Raw genomic sequence first — 20329 nt, 5'->3', positions numbered from 1 at the left:
AAATCCCAGAAGCCCAAGCCGAAATCCTGACCCAGCTGGGAATCGCCAACAGGGTACTAAAAATGACCTAACTCAGGTCAGGTACCTCGCGTCCGGGGAATGGTGGAGCGGCTTGCGCCGCCACGTCGAAATCCGTGCAGAGACGGGTGCTATTTCATAACTCAGCCGTGAGAGCGCCCAACGGGATCATCGATGCGCTGCTGATCTCTTCCTCGCCGGCACGTGCCTTGTCCAGCCATGCGCTCGTACATGGCACCCGAGCAGGATCGCACCGGTAAGCGAAGCGCTTTGCGACGTCTACGAGTTCGGTCATCAACCCTTCGCTCAGGGTGGTAGGCCGCAGTCCAAGGTCGATCAAGTGCTCGTTCTTCACCTGCAAGTCGTTCTCTGCCGCTTCATTGCGTGGATTCGGCAGGTAGGCGATCTCAGCGCCGGTCAGGGCAGCCACCTTCTTCGCCAGATCCCTGATTCTGTGGACTTCCGTCATCTGGTTGAAGATGTTGACTTTTTCCTGACTGCCCGGCGGATTCTCCAGCGCGAGTTGTACGCAGCGAACGGAGTCAGTTATGTGGATAAAGGCACGGGTCTGCCCGCCCGTACCATGCACCGTGAGCGGATATCCGATCGCTGATTGCATCAGGAAGCGGTTGAGCACTGTTCCATAGTCGCCGTCGTAGTCGAAACGATTGATTAGTTTCGGATGACGCTTGGTTTGTACTGTGTTCGTGCCCCAGACAATTCCCTGATGTAGGTCTGTGACGCGAACTCGATCGTTCTTGTTGTAGAAGTAGAACAGCAGTTGATCCAGGGACTTTGTCATGTGGTAGACGCTGCCCGGGTCGGCGGGATACAGAATTTGTCTCCGGGATGAACCCGTAACGCCATCGGGTATCTCGACGTCCAGATATCCCTCAGGGATCGAGCCGTTCTGCAAACCGCCGTAACCGTACACGCCCATGGTGCCGAAGTGCACTACATGAATATCCAGCCCCGTTTCGACGATGGCGCAGAGCAGGTTGTGCGTGCCGTTGATGTTGTTATGGACCGTGTAGCGCTTGGTGGAAGCGTTTTTCATCGAGTATGGCGCCGCGCGTTGCTCGGCGCAGTGCACCACTGAATCGGGTCGTTCGGTGGCGAGTAGATCGCGGAGCCGCTCGTATTCCGATGCGATGTCGAGTTGCACAAAACCGATCTGATTGCCTCCGGTCTGTTCCCATGCCTGCAGGCGCTCGAAGATATTCGCGATCGGCGAAAGAGACTTGACGCCCAGATCGATGTCTGTTTTGCGGCGCACCAGGCTGTCTACGATGATCACCTCGTGACCGGCGTCAGCTAAATTCAAGGCGCACGGCCATCCGCAGAAGCCGTCGCCACCTATGACGAATACCTTAATGATTGGACTCCTTATCTAGTGGTGTTGTGCGCTGACACTTGGGCGGCCATCGACTGCTGAATACCGCCCGCGCTTCTGTTGGTGGACATGAGAGCCGTCAGATCAAAGAGTGGTAGCGCATGCTGCAGAAAATCGCGGTCGCTCTCTTCACGCATGCCGGTGTTCGCCTTCGCCAGTCGCGCGGAACCTGGCCAGCGCCGGGCTGACGAAGGGCGATCGATGAATCCGAACAACGGGAGTGCATGGATTCCAGAGCGGCACTCGAACGAGAGATTATCGAGGAAAGCCCTGTCGGATTTGGGTGAGCCGGCGGCCGGCGTGGGGCTTGCCGTTAGGCAGCGCGCGCCCTTAGGGCCATCACCCCCTCGAAAATACATTCCGAACGTGCGGGAGAAACGACTCTGAATTCTCATCGGTACCCTGGCGGACTGGTTGTGTTGACGTTCGGCGAAATGGGGCCACCAGCTGGCCCGGCCAATTATCGCGACCAACGCCGGTACCGTGGCCGTGCGGACCAGGAATGTGTCGAGCAGAATTCCGATACCGATCGTGAAACCTGCCTGAATCATCGTGCCGATACTGGCTGCCGTCAGCCCTAACATCGACACCGCGAATATCATCCCGGCCGATGTGATCACCCCACCGGTCGCGCCGACGGTTCGGATCACTCCAACCCGCACGCTGTGCGTGGCTTCTTCACGGATCCGTGATATCAACAGCATGTTGTAGTCAGCGCCAACCGCAACCAGGCAGACAAAAGATAATCCCGGCAGGCTCCAATGTAACTCTTGCCCCATTACCAATTGGAAGACAATGACACTGAGTCCCAGCGCCGATAGGTAAGAAATAAGAACCGACGCGATTAGGTACAGCGGCGCGACTATTGCTCTCAACAGGGCCACCAATATCAAAAACACAATGATGACGGTCGCGATGAAGATGAAGTTCATGTCGCTTACGTAGTAATCATGCGTGTCTTTCAAACCGGCCGTGATGCCGGTTAGTGCGACTGATGCGTCCGAGAGCTCGGAGTTCGGCTGGGTTGAGTGAGCGGCAGTGACCACGGCTGCAATCTGGTCCATCGCCTGCGCGGAAAAGGGATTGAGCGCGCTGTGGACAAAGTATCGGGCAGAGTGGCCGTCGCTTGAGAGGAAAAACTTTGCGCCGGTTTGGTAGTCGTCCCGGGCCATGAACTGAGGCGGGATGTAGAAGCCAGTCATCGACCGGCGTTGCGCGTCGTGCTTGATGTCCAGCAGAAATGTGGACGCATCTTTCAGTCCCGTACCGAGCTGCTTGGTTCTGTCCACCAATTGCTGCACTCCGGCGGCCACCGCTGCGCTGCCGTCAGCCAGCGCGGCTGCGCCCTGCGTCATTTGCCCCATCCGGGCTCGCAGGCCGTCGACCGCTTTCAGCAGGGTGACAGCCTGGTTCAGTTGCTGTTGGAGTTTGCTTAACGTCAAGCTGACGGTCTTCGGATCCTGATTCTCTTGAAAACTCGCGGCCAGCGCGGCGATCGACCCGAGAGTGCCATCGTGGTCGGCGTCGACAATCGTGGCCAGCTCGCCGCGCGAACGGACACAGCCAGGGTCGGCGCCGCACGCCGGGCTCGATGAGAGGGCAGTCACCAGCGGGTCTGCCCATCTCGCAATTTGTTGGACGCCCGCCGTGGCCGCAGCCAGGTTGCCGGTGAGCGCCGTCATGCGGTCAAGAACCTGGGCCGCGTTGCCAATCTGTTGGACCGTGTTGTTCGCGCTAAGCGCAGCTTGCATCGCCTCGAGGGCGGTCAGCAGCTTGTCGGCACCAGACATCGCGCCCGCCACCTGTTCACGAACATGCGCTAGCGCGCCGGCCATCTTGTGGCTACTTCCGGCCAGGGTGTCAAGCTCGGCGGCGCGATCTCCGATGGCCGTCGAAACCTGATTTAGCTTGCCGCCGACTTCGCCGCTTTGAAATGACGCCGTCATTTGCTCGACGGGTTCGCCGTAGGGTCGCGTCAGCCCACGAACCATGGCGACGTCGGGCAGTTCGCTGATTCTGTTGGCCATTGCTTCGAGGTCCGCCAGCGCCGCGGGAGTACGCAGGTCGCGCAGCGATTGGACCAGGAGAACGGCCGGCGTCATCGCATTCATCGGAAAATGCCGGTTGATCTGCTCGTATCCAGCCACGCTGCCCACTTGGGCCGGCAGAAACCTGAGGTCATCGAAGCTCAGGCGGATAAGGCTCGCAGTCCCGGCGAGTGCGGTCAGCACCACGAGACTGCCGGCGAGATACGCCCCGGGCCGCCGCGCGATCATGCTGCCCGACCGGCGCCAGAACCGACGTGTCAGGTCGCGTCGAGGGTTGATCCAGCCCCGCCGGCCCGTCACCACAAGGATTGCCGGCAAGAGGGTCACGGCCGCCAGGAGTGACGCGGCGATCGAAATCGCGGTTGCCGGACCCACCGCTGAGAACACCCTCAGTTGGGTGAACACCATCGCCAGAAAGGTGATCGCGACGGTAGCCGCTGATGCGACGATGACCTTCCCGATGGACAGGAGTGCCCGCTTCACCGCCTGGTCAGAGTCGATGCCCTCTCGCACGTAGTCGTGGTAACGACTGATGAGAAAGACGGCGTAGTCGGTGCCTGCGCCGATCATCACGGCACTGATGAACGCAATTACTTGCATGTTCAGCGCCAAGCCATACTCCGCGAGTGCCGACAACGTTCCCTGCGCGAACAGAACGGACACGCCGATCGTGACGATCGGTAGCAGCATCGTGACCACGTTGCGGTACACGACGAAAAGGATGGCGAGCACGCTGATCGCGGTGCCTATTTCGATGATGCGGGAGTCCTCTTCGCCGAGCCGTTGGAAGTCGGCAATCGTGGCGACGGGTCCGCTCAGGCTAGCGGTGAGGGTGGTTCCCGCGACCGACTTTCTTACGATGTCCGCGACGCGTCGGTAGGCCTGTTGTGTCTCCATGGCCGGTCCCTCGCCGGGAAAATTCACCGGTAAATTCCATGCCTTTTTGTCTTTGCTTTCAAAGACTTCACGCAGGCCCGGCGCGCTGAGGAAGTCCTGCACCAGGATTCTGTCCTGAGTGTCTTGACGCAGATTCGCTACCAAATTGCGGTAGACGCTTTCGTCACTGCGGCTGAGTCCCTGTTCGTCAGTCAACACTACGAACAGGAGGGAACCGCCCTCTATTTCGTGGAAAGTCCGTCCTATCTGTCTGCTGATTACCGCTGACGGAGCCGTATCGGGTAGCGGGGCGTGTTGCCTTTTGGCGGCCTGCGAATGCAGTGAAGGCAGGGTACCTATCAGCACGCCCGTTGCCGTCACCCAAAGGACGATAATCAGTACTGGGTAGCGGACGACGATATCGCTGGCGCGATCGAAATATCCTCCGGGTTTGGCTTCATCACCTGAAGGGTTCGGCTCGGGCATCGGCCAATCCTACGATCCGATCATCGGGACGTGAAGAGGAAATTCAGGCGCAATATTGAGCAATTACCGCAGCCGTTGAGTTACTTTAGTCAGATTTTGTGCCGTAGCAAACCATTTGTGACGTACAAATCCTCATTAAGATAGTTTTGTCTCGCGCAAAAAATGGAGGGCGTCAGTGCGGCGCTCATACGACATCGCCACGGCCGACGTCGCCTGCCTGCCTGGTTAGGGTCTCGGAGACGTCACCGGCGAGGTGCTACTGCGCGTCGCCCGAGCTTCCTCAATCGGTGTGCGCAATACACGGGAAGGCAATCGGTTAACACAGTCGAATGCCCTCGTGGTGCTCGATACAGATTTGCCTGAGCTGAAACGCCTGTGTCGTATCCGTGACGACAGAGTTCTGCCAAAGGCAGAATCGTTGCGAGCTCATTCTAAGTCATTCCCGACCGGGTGTGACCGGGTTAACATCGAGTGATCGATTCGAAATTGTCGTTGCCGGGAAAGGGGTTTCACTGGTTCGGTGCTGATATCTGTGCCTTGGCGCAGTGCGTAATAAAGGAAACTTGCCGCTTAATCGTGCGAATCAGACGCGAATCAAACATAAAAAGGAGTGGATTCAATGGCAATGCAACACAAAACCCGGATCCTTGTCATGCGGGCGGCGGGGCTGGTGCTACTCGGCTCGTCAACGTTGGCGGGTGGTATCGGTCCGGTGTCTTGCAGTCAAAGTCTGCCCCAACAACTTTCCGGCCCAGTCGGAATGGTCGGCCATCACGCTGTCAAATAGATTCGTCGAGGACCAGGGCAACGGCCTCATCGAGGGATAGGAATCTGCCTTGGTTGCTGGCGCTTCGGTAATCAGCGGGCGAAAGTTGTTCGCGGACTTGGCGTTCACACGAGTCATGAAACCCTCCGACGTTCGCCGAAATCACGTCGGCGCCGGAGGCGCGACTGATTGCGGCCGCGGCGGCCATCAGCACCGCGGCGCGCCGAGGCTCCTGTCTCGCCGTGGCGATCCAGGCCGCCGTCTCGAGCAACGTGGAGCAATGGTTCGTGTCATTGATGCCCCGGGATAATGGAATGCATTCGCGAATTGCCTGCTCGGCGCCGTCGAGGTTGCCCAGCACCATGCGGCCGAGCGCGAGGGCCGCCAGTAGGTAGCCACGGAGGACGATGTCGTGGCCGCGGGCTTCCGAGAGCTTGAGGCCATGCTCGGCGTGCGCGACCGCGGTAGGCGCGTCGCCGGCGGCGGCAGCCGCCCAGATCATCACCAGCAGGGCGTAGATCTGCGTCCGGAACTCCCCAGCAGTGGCGAATGGCTCCTGGGCCAAGCTCTGTGCTCGCTCTAGTTGGCCGCACAACAGAGCCAGCGCTGCATCGTTGGCTTTGAAGTGTGCGATGGTGTCATCGTCGCCCACCCTGTCGAGCATGTGGCGGGCCTCGGCTTGGCGCGCGGTAAGCGTGGGGATGTCGGCTTGGAGAAACGCCAATTCTGCTACGGCGGTGACTGCGCGCAGTCGCTGAGCGGAGGGTTCCGCGGAGACCGCGCCGAGAAACTGTTCGATCCTCTGGCGCCCCTGTTGAAGCTTGCCCATTCCCGCCCATGCGTTGCGCAAGTTGATGGCCATTTCGAGAGCGGCGGAGGGTGCCGCGTCCTGCGCGAATCGCATCGCTTCGCGTAGGTCGGGTGTTTCCCAATGGAGGCGGTGAAGCCAGTCGAGTTGGTGTTCGCTGTGCCATTCCAGGCCGGCTTGCTCGGCCAGTTGGCGGTACCAGTCGAGATGCCGCTGACGCAGCTCGGCTCGCTCGTGTGCGCTGAGTTGGTAGTGGCCGTATTCGCGCAGGGTCGCCAACTGGCGAAACCGCACCACGTCGTCGGCTGAGGTGCGGATGAGGATGGATTTGTCCTCCAAGGCGCACAGCGTCTCGAGCAGTTTCTCCTCGGGTATGTCTGGGGCGCAGATGTGTTGGACCGCTTGGGGTTCGAAGCTGCCGGCGAACACCGACAACCCCGCCCACAGCTTGCGTTCGCTTTCGGTGCAGCGCTGGTAGCTCCAGGTGATGCACCAGTTCAGGGTCTGCTGGCGGCTGGGTGCCCCGCGCTTGCTGTGGGAGAGCAGCTTGAACCGGTTGGAGATTCGTGCGGCGATCTGTTCGACGGCCATCGTCCGCAGCAGCGGGGCGGCCAGTTCGATGGCCAACGGCAGCCCGTCGAGCTGAGTGCAGATTCGTGCCACCGCCGGCGCATTGCGCTCAGTGAGCTGGAAACTGCGCTGGCTGGCGCGGGCGTGTTTGAGGAACAACGCCACCGCGTCGCAGCGGGCCAGCTCGTGGTAGCTGGGCAAATGATCGGTGTCGGGAACGGGAAGGGGCGGGACCGGCAGCACCGCTTCGGCGTCGAGGTCGAGAAATTCCCGGCTCGTCGCCAGAATCCGCAGCCTGGGGCAGCCGGACAGCAGCGTCTGGGCGAACTGGGCGGCGGCGTCGAGAACGTGCTCGCAGTTGTCGAGCACCAGCAGGGCCTCGCGGTCGGCGAGTGCTTCGACCATCACCTCGATCAGGGGGCGGGTGCTCAGATCGCGAATGCCCAGTGCTGCCGCGGCGACCGCGGCCAGCAACTCGTCGTCTTTGAGTTCGCCGAGTTCGATCAGCCACACGCCGCCGCGGAAGTCGGCGACGTGTTGCCGCGCGGCCTGCAGAGCCAGCGTTGATTTGCCGATGCCGCCGATTCCGGTCAGCGTGACCAGACGCGAGGTCGCGATCAGCTCTGCCAGTTCGGACAGTTCGGCCTCCCGCCCGACAAAGCCCGCCAGCGGCGTCGGAAGATTGCCCCGGGTCGCAGTCCTGACTCCGTGCATCAGCAACTCGGTGATCATGCTGGTGAAGTCGCGGCTGGCGGCCCGTCCGAGCTGGATGGACCAGCCCGCACCGCAGACCAGACTGTAGAAGGCCTCGGTGAGCCAGGCCGCGGTCACATCGGGACGGAACACACCGGCGTGCTGGCCGCGCAGGAAGAATCCCTCGATCTCGGTGTTGATCTCGTGCCAGCCGGCCCTGGACTGCCGGCCTTCGGCCGACTCATTACGCGCGTGCAGCAAAGCCACGTAGCCCGCTACCGGTTCGCAGGCCTCGACCAATCGCCGCAACCCGTCCACGGGTGACGTGTTCTGCCAACCTGACGTTTCCAACGCGTCACGCAGTTCAGCAATCGCCAACTGATCCAACGCCTCGAGCAAGGCCTCCCGGCCCGCGAAATGACGATGCAACGTCGCGCGACTAACCCCTACCGCAGCCGCGATCTCATCCTGAGTGGCGGTAGGCCGCCGACTGACGAAATCCGCCGCACGCAACAGGTGCTCACGATTCATCGAGCCATCCCTGACTCGCTTTGTCGCTCGCCGTGGCGACGACGACCGGTCGTTTGAACGCAGTCACGAGTCACACGTTGCCACCAATCGCGCGCTGTGTAAGTCGAACGTTCTTGATGGCAACCGATAACGCTCGACGTAGCGCGGCCCGCCGGGCGATTCCGGCGTGACACACGACTCGGCTGAGCATTGGTCTCGATCGCAGCGTCTTTCGGCAGATCTTGGCTCGGGCGCGCGCGACACTCTAAAGCGCTCAATCAGATGCCCTCTTCCAGAACGATAGCGGCGGCCTCGTCGAGGGACAGTGATCTGCCTTCGTTGGAAGCGTTTCGGTAGTCAGCCTTCGAAAGTTGCTCGCGGACTTGGCGTTCGCACGATTCGTGGAATGGCCCGACGCGCGCTGAGACGGCGCTGCCGGCGCCGGCGGCGCGGCTGATGGCGCCCGCAGCGGCCATCAGTACCGCGGCGCGTCGCGGGTCCTGCCTGGCCGCGGCTATCCAGGACGCCGTTTCGAGGAAGGTGGCGCAGGTTACGGTGTCGCTGATCATCTGGGACAGGTGCAGACCTTCACGGACGTCTTGCTCCGCCCGGTCGAGTTGGCCCAGCGCGAGGCGGCTGAGTGAAAGTGCTGCCAGCAGGTAGGTCCGCAGGACGATGTCGTGCCCGCGTGCTTCGGACAGCGCAAGGCCGTGCTCGGCGTGTGCGACCGCGATGTGCGCGTCATTGGCGGCCGCAGATGCCCCGATCATCACCAGCAAGGCGTAGATCTGTACGGAAGGGTCATCGGCGATATCCAGTGACTCCTGAGCGAATCGCTGCGCGTGGTCCAGCTGCGCCGTGAGCAATCCGAGGGCAGCTTCATTGGCCTTGAAGTGTGCAAGAGCATTGTGGTCGGTCACAGTGGCGAGCAAATCCCGCGCCTCGGCCTGCCGTGCGGTCAAGGTAGGCATGTCCACGCCTAAGACGGCCAGTTCCGCGACGGCATTTACCGCGTGTAGTCGCTGCGCGCAGGGCTTCGCAGGAAGGGCTTCCAGAGCCTGCTCAATCGCCCGGCGACCTTGCTGCAGCATGCCGACAGCGGTCCAGAGGCCACGTAGGTTGGTGGCCATCTGCAGGGCAGTCGACGGCGCGGCGGCCTGAGCGAACCGCATCGCCTCGCGGAGGTTGGGCATTTCGCGCCGGAGGCGCCGAAGCCAGTCGAGTTGGTGTTCGCCATACCATTCGAGGCCGGCTTGCCCGGCCAGTTGGCGGTACCAGTCGAGATGCCGCTGGCGCAGCTCGGCTTGCTCGTGTGCGCTGAGTTGGTGGTGGCCGTATTCGCGCAGGGTCGCCAACTGGCGGAAACACACCACGTCGTCGGCTGAGGTGCGGATGAGGATGGATTTGTCCTCCAAGGCGCACAGCGTCTCGAGCAGTTTCTCCTCGGGTATGTCTGGGGCGCAGATGTGTTGGACCGCTTGGGGTTCGAAGCTGCCGGCGAACACCGACAACCCCGCCCACAGCTTGCGTTCGCTTTCGGTGCAGCGCTGGTAGCTCCAGGTGATGCACCAGTTCAGGGTCTGCTGGCGGCTGGGTGCCCCGCGCTTGCTGTGGGAGAGCAGCTTGAACCGGTTGGAGATTCGTGCGGCGATCTGTTCGACGGCCATCGTCCGCAGCAGCGGGGCGGCCAGTTCGATGGCCAACGGCAGCCCGTCGAGCTGAGTGCAGATTCGTGCCACCGCCGGCGCATTGCGCTCAGTGAGCTGGAAACTGCGCTGGCTGGCGCGGGCGTGTTTGAGGAACAACGCCACCGCGTCGCAGCGGGCCAGCTCGTGGTAGCTGGGCAAATGATCGGTGTCGGGAACGGGAAGGGGCGGGACCGGCAGCACCGCTTCGGCGTCGAGGTCGAGAAATTCCCGGCTCGTCGCCAGAATCCGCAGCCTGGGGCAGCCGGACAGCAGCGTCTGGGCGAACTGGGCGGCGGCGTCGAGAACGTGCTCGCAGTTGTCGAGCACCAGCAGGGCCTCGCGGTCGGCGAGTGCTTCGACCATCACCTCGATCAGGGGGCGGGTGCTCAGATCGCGAATGCCCAGTGCTGCCGCGGCGACCGCGGCCAGCAACTCGTCGTCTTTGAGTTCGCCGAGTTCGATCAGCCACACGCCGCCGCGGAAGTCGGCGACGTGTTGCCGCGCGGCCTGCAGAGCCAGCGTTGATTTGCCGATGCCGCCGATTCCGGTCAGCGTGACCAGACGCGAGGTCGCGATCAGCTCTGCCAGTTCGGACAGTTCGGCCTCCCGCCCGACAAAGCCCGCCAGCGGCGTCGGAAGATTGCCCCGGGTCGCAGTCCTGACTCCGTGCATCAGCAACTCGGTGATCATGCTGGTGAAGTCGCGGCTGGCGGCCCGTCCGAGCTGGATGGACCAGCCCGCACCGCAGACCAGACTGTAGAAGGCCTCGGTGAGCCAGGCCGCGGTCACATCGGGACGGAACACACCGGCGTGCTGGCCGCGCAGGAAGAATTCCTCGATCTCAGTGGTGATCTCATGCCAGCCGAAGCTGGACTGTAGTTGTTCTGATGCCGTGTTTCGGGTGTGGAGCATGGCGACGTAACTGGCTACCGGTTCGCAGGCAGCGACCAATTGCCGCAACCCGTCCACGGGTGAAATGTCCTGCCAGCCTGACGTTTCCAACGCGTCACGCAGTTCGGCAATCGCCAACTGATCCAACGCCTCGAGCAAGGCCTCCCGGCCCGCGAAATGACGATGCAACGTCGCGCGGCTCACACCTACGGCAGCCGCGATCTCATCCTGAGTGGCAGCGGGCCGCCGACTGACGAAATCCGCCGCCGCACGCAACAGGTGCTCACGCTTCATCGAGACATCGTTGCCCGTTCTCGCTCATTGCACGGACAATTACGCCCGTTGGGTGGGGTCATGACGCGGTGGGGTCAGATCATTCGCGGCCCCGCGCTGCCGAGCACCTCCCCAGTCGTGTCGACAGCGTCAGCACCGGCAGGCCCCGTCCAGCAAAAGGTCCGTGATCATGGTGTTGAAGTCACGGGGTGCGGCTCTTCCGGTCCGGATGGACCAACCGGCTCCGGCAATCAGGTTGTAGAACGCTTCGGTCAGCCACGTCGACGTCAGGTCAGGCCGGAATTCACCGTCGCGCTGACCACGGAGGAACAGCCCCCTGATCTCGGCGTCGATTTCCGTCCAGCCCTGCTTCAACTCCTCGTTCTCGACCTCCTCATTGTGGGTGTAGAGGAGGGTGAGATAACCAGATATCGGTTCGCACGCCGCTACCAGGCGCTGCAGCGCCTGAGTGGCCGTTCCGTGCTGGGGGCATGCCTTGTTGAGCGCATCACGCACCTGGGTCAGCGCGAGTTTCTGAAGCGCTTCCACCAGCGCGGCACGCCCGGAGAAGTACCGATGAAGAGTAGCCCGGCTTATTCCGATCGCAGCAGCGATTTCGTCCTGTGTTGCCTCTGGCCGTCGGCCTAAGAACGCCGCAGCGGCCCGTAGCAGGCGCTCATGCTCTGGCGGCGCAGAGCGCTGGTCGTTCACGAGAGACATAAGAATCCAGGTGATGCGTGGTTGTGGGTTCTGAGTTGCCGATGCGGGCGGTTTTCGATGGGCTCGGTCCTTCGTACTGGCGGAGTATGCGTCCACACGGTAGCTCTCTCAATTGCTCTTGCTACTCATTCTTAAATAATTCACACGGATATTGTTGGTGGGCGCTAATCGCTTCGTTTGAGCCGCACGTCTCGCGCGTTCCGTTGGGTCTGGATAGAGAAGGACCCGCAAACACCGACTGACGGGTGAACCCGGGTCCGCCCCGCTTTTGTCTACCATTTGCCCGTGGCGACGGTACGCCGAACTTGTCTATTGGGATGTCCAGCTAACGAAGTCTTGGCGCACTTTGCGGATGACCTTCGGCTGACCGACGCCATGGCGGTTCACCAGATCGAGGGGGTGACAACCATGGCGCCATGCGTTCGCTCAACCCCAGATCTATTGGCCCACGCTAGGCGACTCGAGGGTGAATCCATGTGCGGTTATCGCTCGACGTTGTAACGAATGTCGACGCGCCGCGGTGTAGCTGGAAGCGGCCGGCGCAGGCGCACCATGAGCACACACCCCGCGCAGCAGGAGTTCGGTGATCATTGCGGTGAAGTCGCGCGGGGCGGCTCGCCCGGACCTGATGGACCATCCGGCTCCGGCAACCAGGTTGTAGAACGCTTCGGTCAACCAGGTCGCCGTCAAGTCGGGCCGAAACTCACCGTCTCGTTGGCCGCGCAGAAACAACTCCCGTATTTCGGCGTCGATTTCCGCCCAGCCCTGCTTCAACTCCTCGATGTCGAACTCCTGGCTGTGGGTATAGAGGAGGGTGAGATATCCGGAGACCGGTTCGCACGCGGCCACCAACCGCTGCAGTGCCTGCGCGGCCGGCCCTTCCCGCCATCGGGCGGTGTTCAGGGCCGTGCGCACCTGCGACAGCGCCAGTTGTTCAAGTGCTTCGATCAATGCGGCACGACCTGCGAAGTAGCGGTGCAGGGTCGCGCGACTGATGCCGATAGCAGCGGCGATCTCATCCTGAGTTGCGTTTGGCCGCCGGCCCAGAAACGCCGCGGCGGCTCGCAAGAGGCGGTCTTGATCCATAGCCATGTGCTTCTTTCTCGAGGGCGCCTTTCAGCGCGTGCTAATCAGTTGGATGCAAAGATCAGAGTTGAGATGTCATTGGCAATCGTTTGCCCTGCGACCACGAGTACGAGTGTCTGGAGCAGTCCCACTCCCGCAATCAGCGCAACGTCGGCCGCGAGCGGATATCCGATCGCGTTGACGAATCCCATGGGGTCCCCGTTGATCGCTTGCTGAATCCCTTCCAGATAGAGGTTGACGTTGTAGGACAACCCGCTGGTGACGACCGCGTTGGCGAAGTCGGCGGTGGGCAGGAAAACCGCGTAACTTGTTGCGGCCACCTTCGAGACCGTGTCTATGAGGTTGGTGTTGGCGGCTTGCGCGCCGTCGATGAGGTTGTTGAGCGACACCACCGGCGTGCCCGGACGGACTCCTGAGAAGTCAAGCAGCGCAATCCGATTCATCGTCTGGCTGGGTAGCTCCGTCGGCTGGGGCAGACTAATGTGAGCCATGCCGTGACCGAAGTCGGCGATTCCCTGTTGGGTGCCGGCCGTCAGTGCGTCGACGACGGCGAGCGGACTGACTTCGGGGAAGAGGCCGAACGGGGTGGCAACGTTGGGTGGTGAGGTCGAGTACCCGTGACCGGGGTCCCCATACCCGAGGTTGACGATCACTTTCAGGTTCGGTTGAACCAGGTCGGCCAGCGGGTTTCCCAAAATGGGCATCGCGCGCAGCGGCTCCAATAGCGGAAGGTTCGCGGTCGGAATAATGTAGTACTCGGTCATCGTCGGACCCACCGTGTTCGTGAGCTGGATGGCCGAATCAAGTTGTGCCGGTGTAAGTGTGAGGTAGTCGCTGTGCACGTAGTAGATGCCGGCGAGAGCGTTGAGGGTGGAAAGGGCGTTGATCGGATACCGCGGGAAGTCCGCGACGCCGTCGTACTCGATCGTGTAAACCTTCGTCGGGTACAGGTTGTCCGGAGTGGGACCGCTGGGCGTGACGCCGAGACTGGGAAAGGAGATTCCCGGAAACCGCGTTGCGACCCCGCCATTGGGGTTATTGGGGTTGCCGGTCAGGATGAACGACAGCTGGTCTGGCGTAGGCGGGTTAATTGACGCTGCGAGGTTGGCCATCGTCAAACCCGAGATCGTGGCGCTCTGGGAAAAGCCGAAAACGGCGACGTTGTTGCCAGCAGCGATCTGGCCTCGGATGGCGCTTTCCAGGATGGTCATGCCCTGCGCCACCGACATGTCGAAAGTCAGGTTCTTGACTGCGATCACCGGGTAAAGCCCCTGTGGGGTGAAGAGCGGCTGCGCGAGCACCCCGGGAATGCTGCGACTGATATAGAGGTCGTTGGCGAGCTGCACATACTTGGGCGGTGGTATCGGGGCGCCGCTGCCGCCCATGACCAACCCAACGGTCTGTGCCACGGCCGTATTCGCGTGGACAGTGTCTTCGACGGCGCCGGCGACGGCACCGAGTGGGGTCAGGGGGCTCGGAACCGGAAGGCTCCACGCAGCACGTGCGGACCCCAGCGTGCTCTGCAGTTGCTCCTGCCAGGGCATCAACTCGGCGACCAGGGCGGACGATCCCGTGTGGTAGCAAGCCATCGCCGAAACGTCTTGGGCCCACATTTCCTCATATATGGACTCGATGGCGGCGATCGCCGGGGTGTTCTGCCCGAAGATGTTGCTCGAGACCAGCGCGAACACTTGTGCGCGATTGACCGCCACCGCCGCCGGGTGCACCGAGGCGGCCAGCGCCGCATCAAACTCTGCCGCGGCCGCCCGCGCCAGGCTGGCCACACCCTGAGCTTGCGCGGCTGAGGCACTCAGCCAGTCGAGGTAGGGCGCCGCCGCTCTGGTCATCGCCGTCGAAGCGGGACCGTGCCAGGTCCCGCCCGCCAGGTTCGACGTCAGAGACCCGAATGAAGCAGCGGCAGTGTGCAATTCGTCGCCCAGAACGTCCCATGCTGCCGCTGCGGCCAGTATCGGCGCCGGTCCGGTACCGGTGAACACCCGCGTGGAATTGACCTCAGGCGGCAGCATGGAGTAATGCGGCGAAGTCAACACAATGTCCTTCTTCTGATAGGAGACGACGAACAGCAATTTCATCTCCGGAGTGCGGCGAGTAGACGCTTCCGGCAACGAAAACGAATTATGAATTAATGTCAGCGATAGTGATTATTGCGTCCTAAGAAGCCATCAGATTCGTGCAGCAAATCAATCGAGGCAGCTGCGATTATGAGGGCCAGCACCCTGGCCAGTGCGCCAGCCTTGAATATCCTCCGACAATGGTGGAATTTCATTGCGGGATCCTTTCTGGGCGGCCGGCGCGTTCGGGCGGTGCACGTCGGAATGTTAACCACGGCCCGGTGGCCCGATACAGCCTTTCCCGGCGCTGGACGCAAGTCGAGACCTTCCTGTCCTGAGTGTGACGCGGGTGTCTCGTGGAGTACATCTGCGCCCGCTCACCGCAGGTTGAGAGCCTGTCGTCACGTCCGCGACGCGGACGTCTCGCCGGGGACAGCGTCTGTTCGCTTTGCGAGATTGTCTGCGGGTGCGGCTTTGTGCGCGGCTAGCATCGCGGACTGGCGATAGGTCGATTTCCGCATTCAGATTCGCACGCGAGAGGGCGGACGAGATGCGGAAGCCGGCGAAAGAGCGCTACCCAAAATTAAGGCAGTGATGATGGCACCGCGGCCATTCTTCGCAGGATCGCGACCCGTGAATGAGAAAGCCACGTTGCAATCGGTCACTGTGACTGCCGCGCGACGTTGAAAGAGGTTCGGGCTGTGAATTTTTCTGTGTTGCCACCGGAGATCAACTCGGCTTTGATACTCGCCGGCGCGGGATCGCAGCCGATGTCGGCGGCCGCTGCAGCCTGGGCAAACCTCGCGGAAGAATTGAGCTCGGCCGCGGACTCCTTCAGTTCGATCACAACCGGGCTGGTCGGTGGCGCATGGCAGGGCCCGTCCGCGACGGCGATGGCGACCGCCGCAGCGCCATTCGCCGGGTGGCTATCGGGAACGTCGGCTCAAGCCCAACTCGCTTCCGCTCAGGCTGCCGCGATGGTGGCCGAGTTCGAAGCGGTGCACTCCGCCGTCGTCCAACCGGCGCTGGTGGCGGCGAACCGTTCCGGCTTCGTGTCGCTGGTGTTGTCAAACCTGTTCGGGCAGAACGCTCCTGCGATCGCCGCGACGGAAGCCGCGTACGAAGAGATGTGGGCTCTGGATGTCTCGGCCATGACCGCCTACCATGCCGGAGCTTCGGCGATAGCCTCCGCTCTGAGTCCGTTCGCTGCGCCATTGACCCAGCTGGCCGGTGTGCCGTCTGAGGTGGCTGCGGCGCTTGGCGGCACAGCGCCCGCGGCGGCTGACGCAATGGCCGTGAACCTGGGCATCGGCAATATCGGCTCCGGCAACGTCGGTAACGGCAACAACGGCTTAGGCAACATCGGCGGCGGCAACTTCGGCAACTCGAACCTCGGCTGGGCCAACTGGGGCGGGACCAACATCGGCGCTGGCAACTCCGGTTCCGGTAACAGGGGCTTCAGCAATGTCGGCAGCGTGAACACCGGGCTTGGCAATATCGGCCTGGGTAACATCGGTTTCGCCAACACCGGAAACGGCAATGTCGGGATCGGGCTCACCGGCAACAACCAGATTGGCATCGGCGGGCTGAACTCCGGCGCCGGAAATTTCGGTTTATTCAACTCCGGTAACGGTAACGTCGGCTTCTTCAATTCCGGCAACGGCAACTTCGGCATCGGAAACTCAGGGAACTCCGGCACGGGCTTCTTCAACTCCGGGCAGGGCAACACCGGCTTCTTCAACTCCGGATCGTTCAATACCGGTATTTTCAACGCCGGCAACGCGAACACCGGCAGCCTGAACACCGGCAACTACAACATGGGCAACTACAACCCCGGCTCTTCCAACAGTGGCGCCTTCAACGTGGGCGCGGCTAATACCGGTTGGTTCAACGGGGGTGACGTCAATACCGGCGCCTTCAACGCCGGCAACATGAATAACGGCATCTTCAACACCGGGGACATGAACAATGGTGTCTTCTATCGGGGCGTTGGTCAGGGCAGTCTCTCGTTCGCGATCACCACGCCCGACATAACCCTGCCGCCCCTTAACATTCCGGCAACCACCTTCGCCGGCTTTGATCTGCCGGCGTTGTCGTTACCCGCAGTGACCTTCCCGCCCTTGAACATCCCGGCTGGGACTACCTTGGGTGCGTTTGATTTGCCGGTGTTGTCGGTGCCGTCGTTGACGATTCCGTCGGTGAGTATTCCGGCGGGGACGGCGTTGGGTGCGTTTGATTTGCCGGTGTTGTCGGTGCCGTCGTTGACGATTCCGTCGGTGAGTATTCCGGCGGGGACGGCGTTGGGTGCGTTTGACCTGCCGGTGTTGTCGGTGCCGTCGTTGACAATCCCGTCGTTCAGTATTCCGGCCGGAACCGCGTTGGGTGCCTTTGACTTACCGACCTTGACGGTGCCGTCGTTGACGATTCCGTCGTTCAGTATTCCGGCCGGGACGGCGTTGGGTGCGTTCGACTTGCCTTCGTTGTCGATTCCGTCGATCAGTATTCCGGCCGGAACCGCGTTGGGTGCCTTTGACTTACCGACCTTGACGGTGCCGTCGTTGTCGATTCCGTCGTTCAGTATTCCGGCCGGAACCGCGTTGGGTGCCTTTGACTTGCCGGTGTTGTCGGTGCCGTCGTTGACGATTCCGTCGTTCAGTATTCCGGCCGGGACGGCGTTGGGTGCGTTCGACTTGCCGTCGTTGTCGGTGCCGTCGTTGAGCATTCCGGCCGGAACCGCGTTGGGTGCCTTTGATTTGCCGGTGTTGTCGGTGCCGTCGTTGACGATTCCGTCGGTGTCGATTCCGGCGGGGACGGCGTTGGGTGCGTTTGATCTCCCGGCGTTGACGATTCCGTCGCTGAACATTCCGGCCGGAACCGCGTTGGGTGCCTTTGACTTGCCGACTTTGACGGTGCCGTCCTTGACGATTCCGTCGGTGTCGATTCCGGCGGGGACGGCATTGGGTGCCTTCGACTTGCCGGTGTTGTCGGTGCCGTCGTTGACGATTCCGTCGGTGTCGATTCCGGCGGGGACGGCCTTGGGTGCGTTTGATTTGCCGGTGTTGTCGGTGCCGTCGTTGACGATTCCGTCGTTCAGTGTTCCGGCCGGAACCGCTTTGGGTGCCTTTGACTTGCCGACCTTGTCTGTGCCGTCGTTGACGATTCCGTCGGTGTCGATTCCGGCGGGCACGGCGTTGGGTGCGTTTGATTCGCCGACGTTGACGGTGCCCTCGGTGACGATTCCGTCGGTCAATATCCCACCGGGCACGGTATTGACGGATTTCCACCTGCCACCCATTGCGGTTCCCCCAGTGACGATTCCATCTTTCACCGTCCCGGCAGGTACCGCGCTGGGTGCGTTCGATCTGCCGATGCTGTCGGTGCCGTCGTTGACGATCCCTTCGGTGTCTATTCCGGCGGGGACGGCGTTGGGTGCGTTCGATCTGCCCACGTTGACAGTGCCCTCAGTGGCCATTCCGCCCATATCGATTCCGGCAGGTACCACCCTGGGAGGGTTTGATTTGCCGGCTCTGTCGGTGCCGTCGTTGACGATTCCGTCGGTGACGATTCCGGCTGGGACCGCGTTGGGTGCGTTTAATTTGCCGACGTTGTCGGTGCCTTCTGTGACGATTCCGTCCTTCGGAATTCCTGCCGGCGCCACGTTCGACACTTTCACCCTGCCGCCGTTTTCCTTGCCACCAGTGACGATTCCTCCGATTACACTGGCCGCGGGCGGCACAGTAGGTGCATTTAGCCTACCCGGACTGACCACTCAACCCATCGTTGTGAACCCGATAAGCACTTCATCGTTTACTACGCCAACACTCGAGGTGGCATCGGGAAATTCGGGCTACTTGGAATTTCCAAGAATAACCCTGCCGCGGGTGGCTGTAAACAATATATGGCTCGTAATACCGAATAATATTACATTCTTGCAGACGGGCCAGGCGTTTATAAATCCTCAAATTGGAAATGGGATCCCCGGTTCCCAAGGTGAGGCCTTCGCGGTCTTTGGGCCCATCACGATCGATCCCTTCAGGATCGATGGCTTCGGCTTCAGGCTTCCCCAGTTGACGGTGTCAGGTTTCTCGCTTCCGGCGATGACCCTGCCCGCAGTCACCGTCCCTCCGATCAGCGCTAGCGGGTTCACGCTCCCGTCGATCGTTACCCCACCGATCAGCACCCAGCAGATCGACGTGGGCGGGATCTACGTGGTCGGTTCCAGCCTTCCGGGTATCACGACCCCACCGATCACCACCCCGGCGTTCACGATCAACCCCATCGGCGTGGGCGCGCTGACGCTGCCCGACATCACGACTCCGGCGATCACCACACCGGCCTTGACCATCAACCCGATCGGTGTCGGCGCGCTGACCCTGCCCGAGCTCAACACTCCGGCGATTGCCACTCCGGCGTTGACGATCAATCCCATCGGCGTGGGGGCGCTGAACCTGCCGGATATCACCATTCCGGCGATTACCACGCCGCCGTTGACGATCAATCCGATCAATGTGGGCGCACTGACGCTGCCCGATATCACCACCCCGGCGATTACCACTCCGGCGCTCAACGTCCCGGCGATCTATGTGGGCGGCTTCAGCCTGCCGGGAGTCACGACGCCGGCGATCGCGACGCCGCCGTTGACGATCAGCCCGATCGGTGTGGCTGGTTTCAACTTGCCGGATATCACGACGCCGGCGATTACGACGCCGCCGTTGACGATCAGCCCGATTGGCGTGAGTGGGTTCGCGTTGCCGGACATCACGACCCCGGCGTTGACGATCCAGCCGATCAGTGTCGCCGGGTTTGCGCTGCCGGATATCACGACGCCGGCGATTACGACGCCGCCGTTGACGATCAGCCCGATTGGTGTGGGTGGGTTTGCATTGCCGGACATCACGACCCCGGCGTTGACGATCCAGCCGATCAGTGTCGCCGGGTTTGCGTTGCCGGCGATTACGACGCCGGCGATTACGACGCCGCCGTTGACGATCAGCCCGATTGGTGTGGGTGGGTTCGCGTTGCCGGACATCACGACCCCGGCGTTGACGATCCAGCCGATCAGTGTCGCCGGGTTTGCGTTGCCGGCGATTACGACGCCGGCGATTACGACGCCGCCGTTGACGATCAGCCCGATTGGTGTGGGTGGGTTTGCGTTGCCGGACATCACGACCCCGGCGTTGACGATCAGCCCGATCGGTGTGGGTGGGTTTGCGTTGCCGGCGATTACGACGCCGGCGATTACGACGCCGCCGTTGACGATCAGCCCGATTGGTGTGGGTGGGTTTGCGTTGCCGGCGATTACGACGCCGGCGATTACGACGCCGCCGTTGACGATCAGCCCGATTGGTGTGGGTGGGTTTGCGTTGCCGGCGATTACGACGCCGGCGATTACGACGCCGCCGTTGACGATCAGCCCGATTGGTGTGGGTGG

Annotated in this window: 8 protein-coding genes; 1 reads left to right on the top strand and 7 read right to left on the bottom strand. The window is 62.0% G+C overall.

Going from position 1 to position 20329, the window contains the following annotated elements; translation table 11 throughout:
* Positions 1–154: 154 nt before the first annotated feature.
* The 7 genes from AO501_RS03155 to AO501_RS03125 all read right to left on the bottom strand — a co-directional run bounded on the left by AO501_RS03155 (position 155) and on the right by AO501_RS03125 (position 14919).
* Positions 155–1393, bottom strand: a complete 1239-nt coding sequence (locus tag AO501_RS03155) for an NAD-dependent epimerase/dehydratase family protein (RefSeq protein ID WP_055576355.1) — start codon at positions 1391–1393, stop codon at positions 155–157.
* An 11-nt stretch (positions 1394–1404) separates the two neighbouring features.
* Positions 1405–4821, bottom strand: coding sequence for an RND family transporter (locus tag AO501_RS03150; RefSeq protein ID WP_082658357.1), 3417 nt, complete (start codon positions 4819–4821; stop codon positions 1405–1407).
* Between the two features lie 779 nt (positions 4822–5600).
* On the bottom strand, positions 5601–8189 hold the full coding sequence (locus AO501_RS03145) for an ATP-binding protein (protein WP_082658356.1): 2589 nt from the start codon (positions 8187–8189) through the stop codon (positions 5601–5603).
* Between the two features lie 257 nt (positions 8190–8446).
* A complete protein-coding gene (locus AO501_RS03140; RefSeq protein ID WP_055576352.1) occupies positions 8447–11041 on the bottom strand; it encodes a TetR family transcriptional regulator in 2595 nt (864 codons plus the stop codon).
* A 129-nt stretch (positions 11042–11170) separates the two neighbouring features.
* Positions 11171–11731, bottom strand: a complete 561-nt coding sequence (locus tag AO501_RS03135) for a TetR/AcrR family transcriptional regulator (protein WP_231752318.1) — start codon at positions 11729–11731, stop codon at positions 11171–11173.
* A gap of 447 nt (positions 11732–12178) precedes the next feature.
* Positions 12179–12832, bottom strand: coding sequence for a TetR/AcrR family transcriptional regulator (locus tag AO501_RS03130; protein WP_082658355.1), 654 nt, complete (start codon positions 12830–12832; stop codon positions 12179–12181).
* Between the two features lie 38 nt (positions 12833–12870).
* Complete coding sequence (locus tag AO501_RS03125; RefSeq protein ID WP_055576350.1) at positions 12871–14919, bottom strand: PPE family protein; 2049 nt, start codon at positions 14917–14919, stop codon at positions 12871–12873.
* 680 nt (positions 14920–15599) lie between these two features.
* On the opposite strand from AO501_RS03125, the gene AO501_RS38665 reads away from it, so the two are divergent.
* On the top strand, positions 15600–20329 hold a 4730-nt coding region (locus AO501_RS38665; protein WP_231752317.1), incomplete at its 3' end, for a PPE family protein.

This window comes from Mycobacterium gordonae (assembly GCF_001417955.2).
Lineage (GTDB): Bacteria > Actinomycetota > Actinomycetes > Mycobacteriales > Mycobacteriaceae > Mycobacterium > Mycobacterium gordonae_B.
Note: the sequence above shows the minus strand (reverse complement) of the source record. Positions and strands in the feature narration are given on the sequence as shown.

Coding starts and splice junctions, on each gene's coding strand:
- AO501_RS03140 (WP_055576352.1), bottom strand. CDS start 11,041: ATGAAGCGTGAGCACCTGTTGCGTGCGGCGGCGGATTTCGTCAGTCGG.
- AO501_RS03150 (WP_082658357.1), bottom strand. CDS start 4,821: ATGCCCGAGCCGAACCCTTCAGGTGATGAAGCCAAACCCGGAGGATAT.
- AO501_RS03130 (WP_082658355.1), bottom strand. CDS start 12,832: ATGGCTATGGATCAAGACCGCCTCTTGCGAGCCGCCGCGGCGTTTCTG.
- AO501_RS03125 (WP_055576350.1), bottom strand. CDS start 14,919: ATGAAATTGCTGTTCGTCGTCTCCTATCAGAAGAAGGACATTGTGTTG.
- AO501_RS03145 (WP_082658356.1), bottom strand. CDS start 8,189: ATGAATCGTGAGCACCTGTTGCGTGCGGCGGATTTCGTCAGTCGGCGG.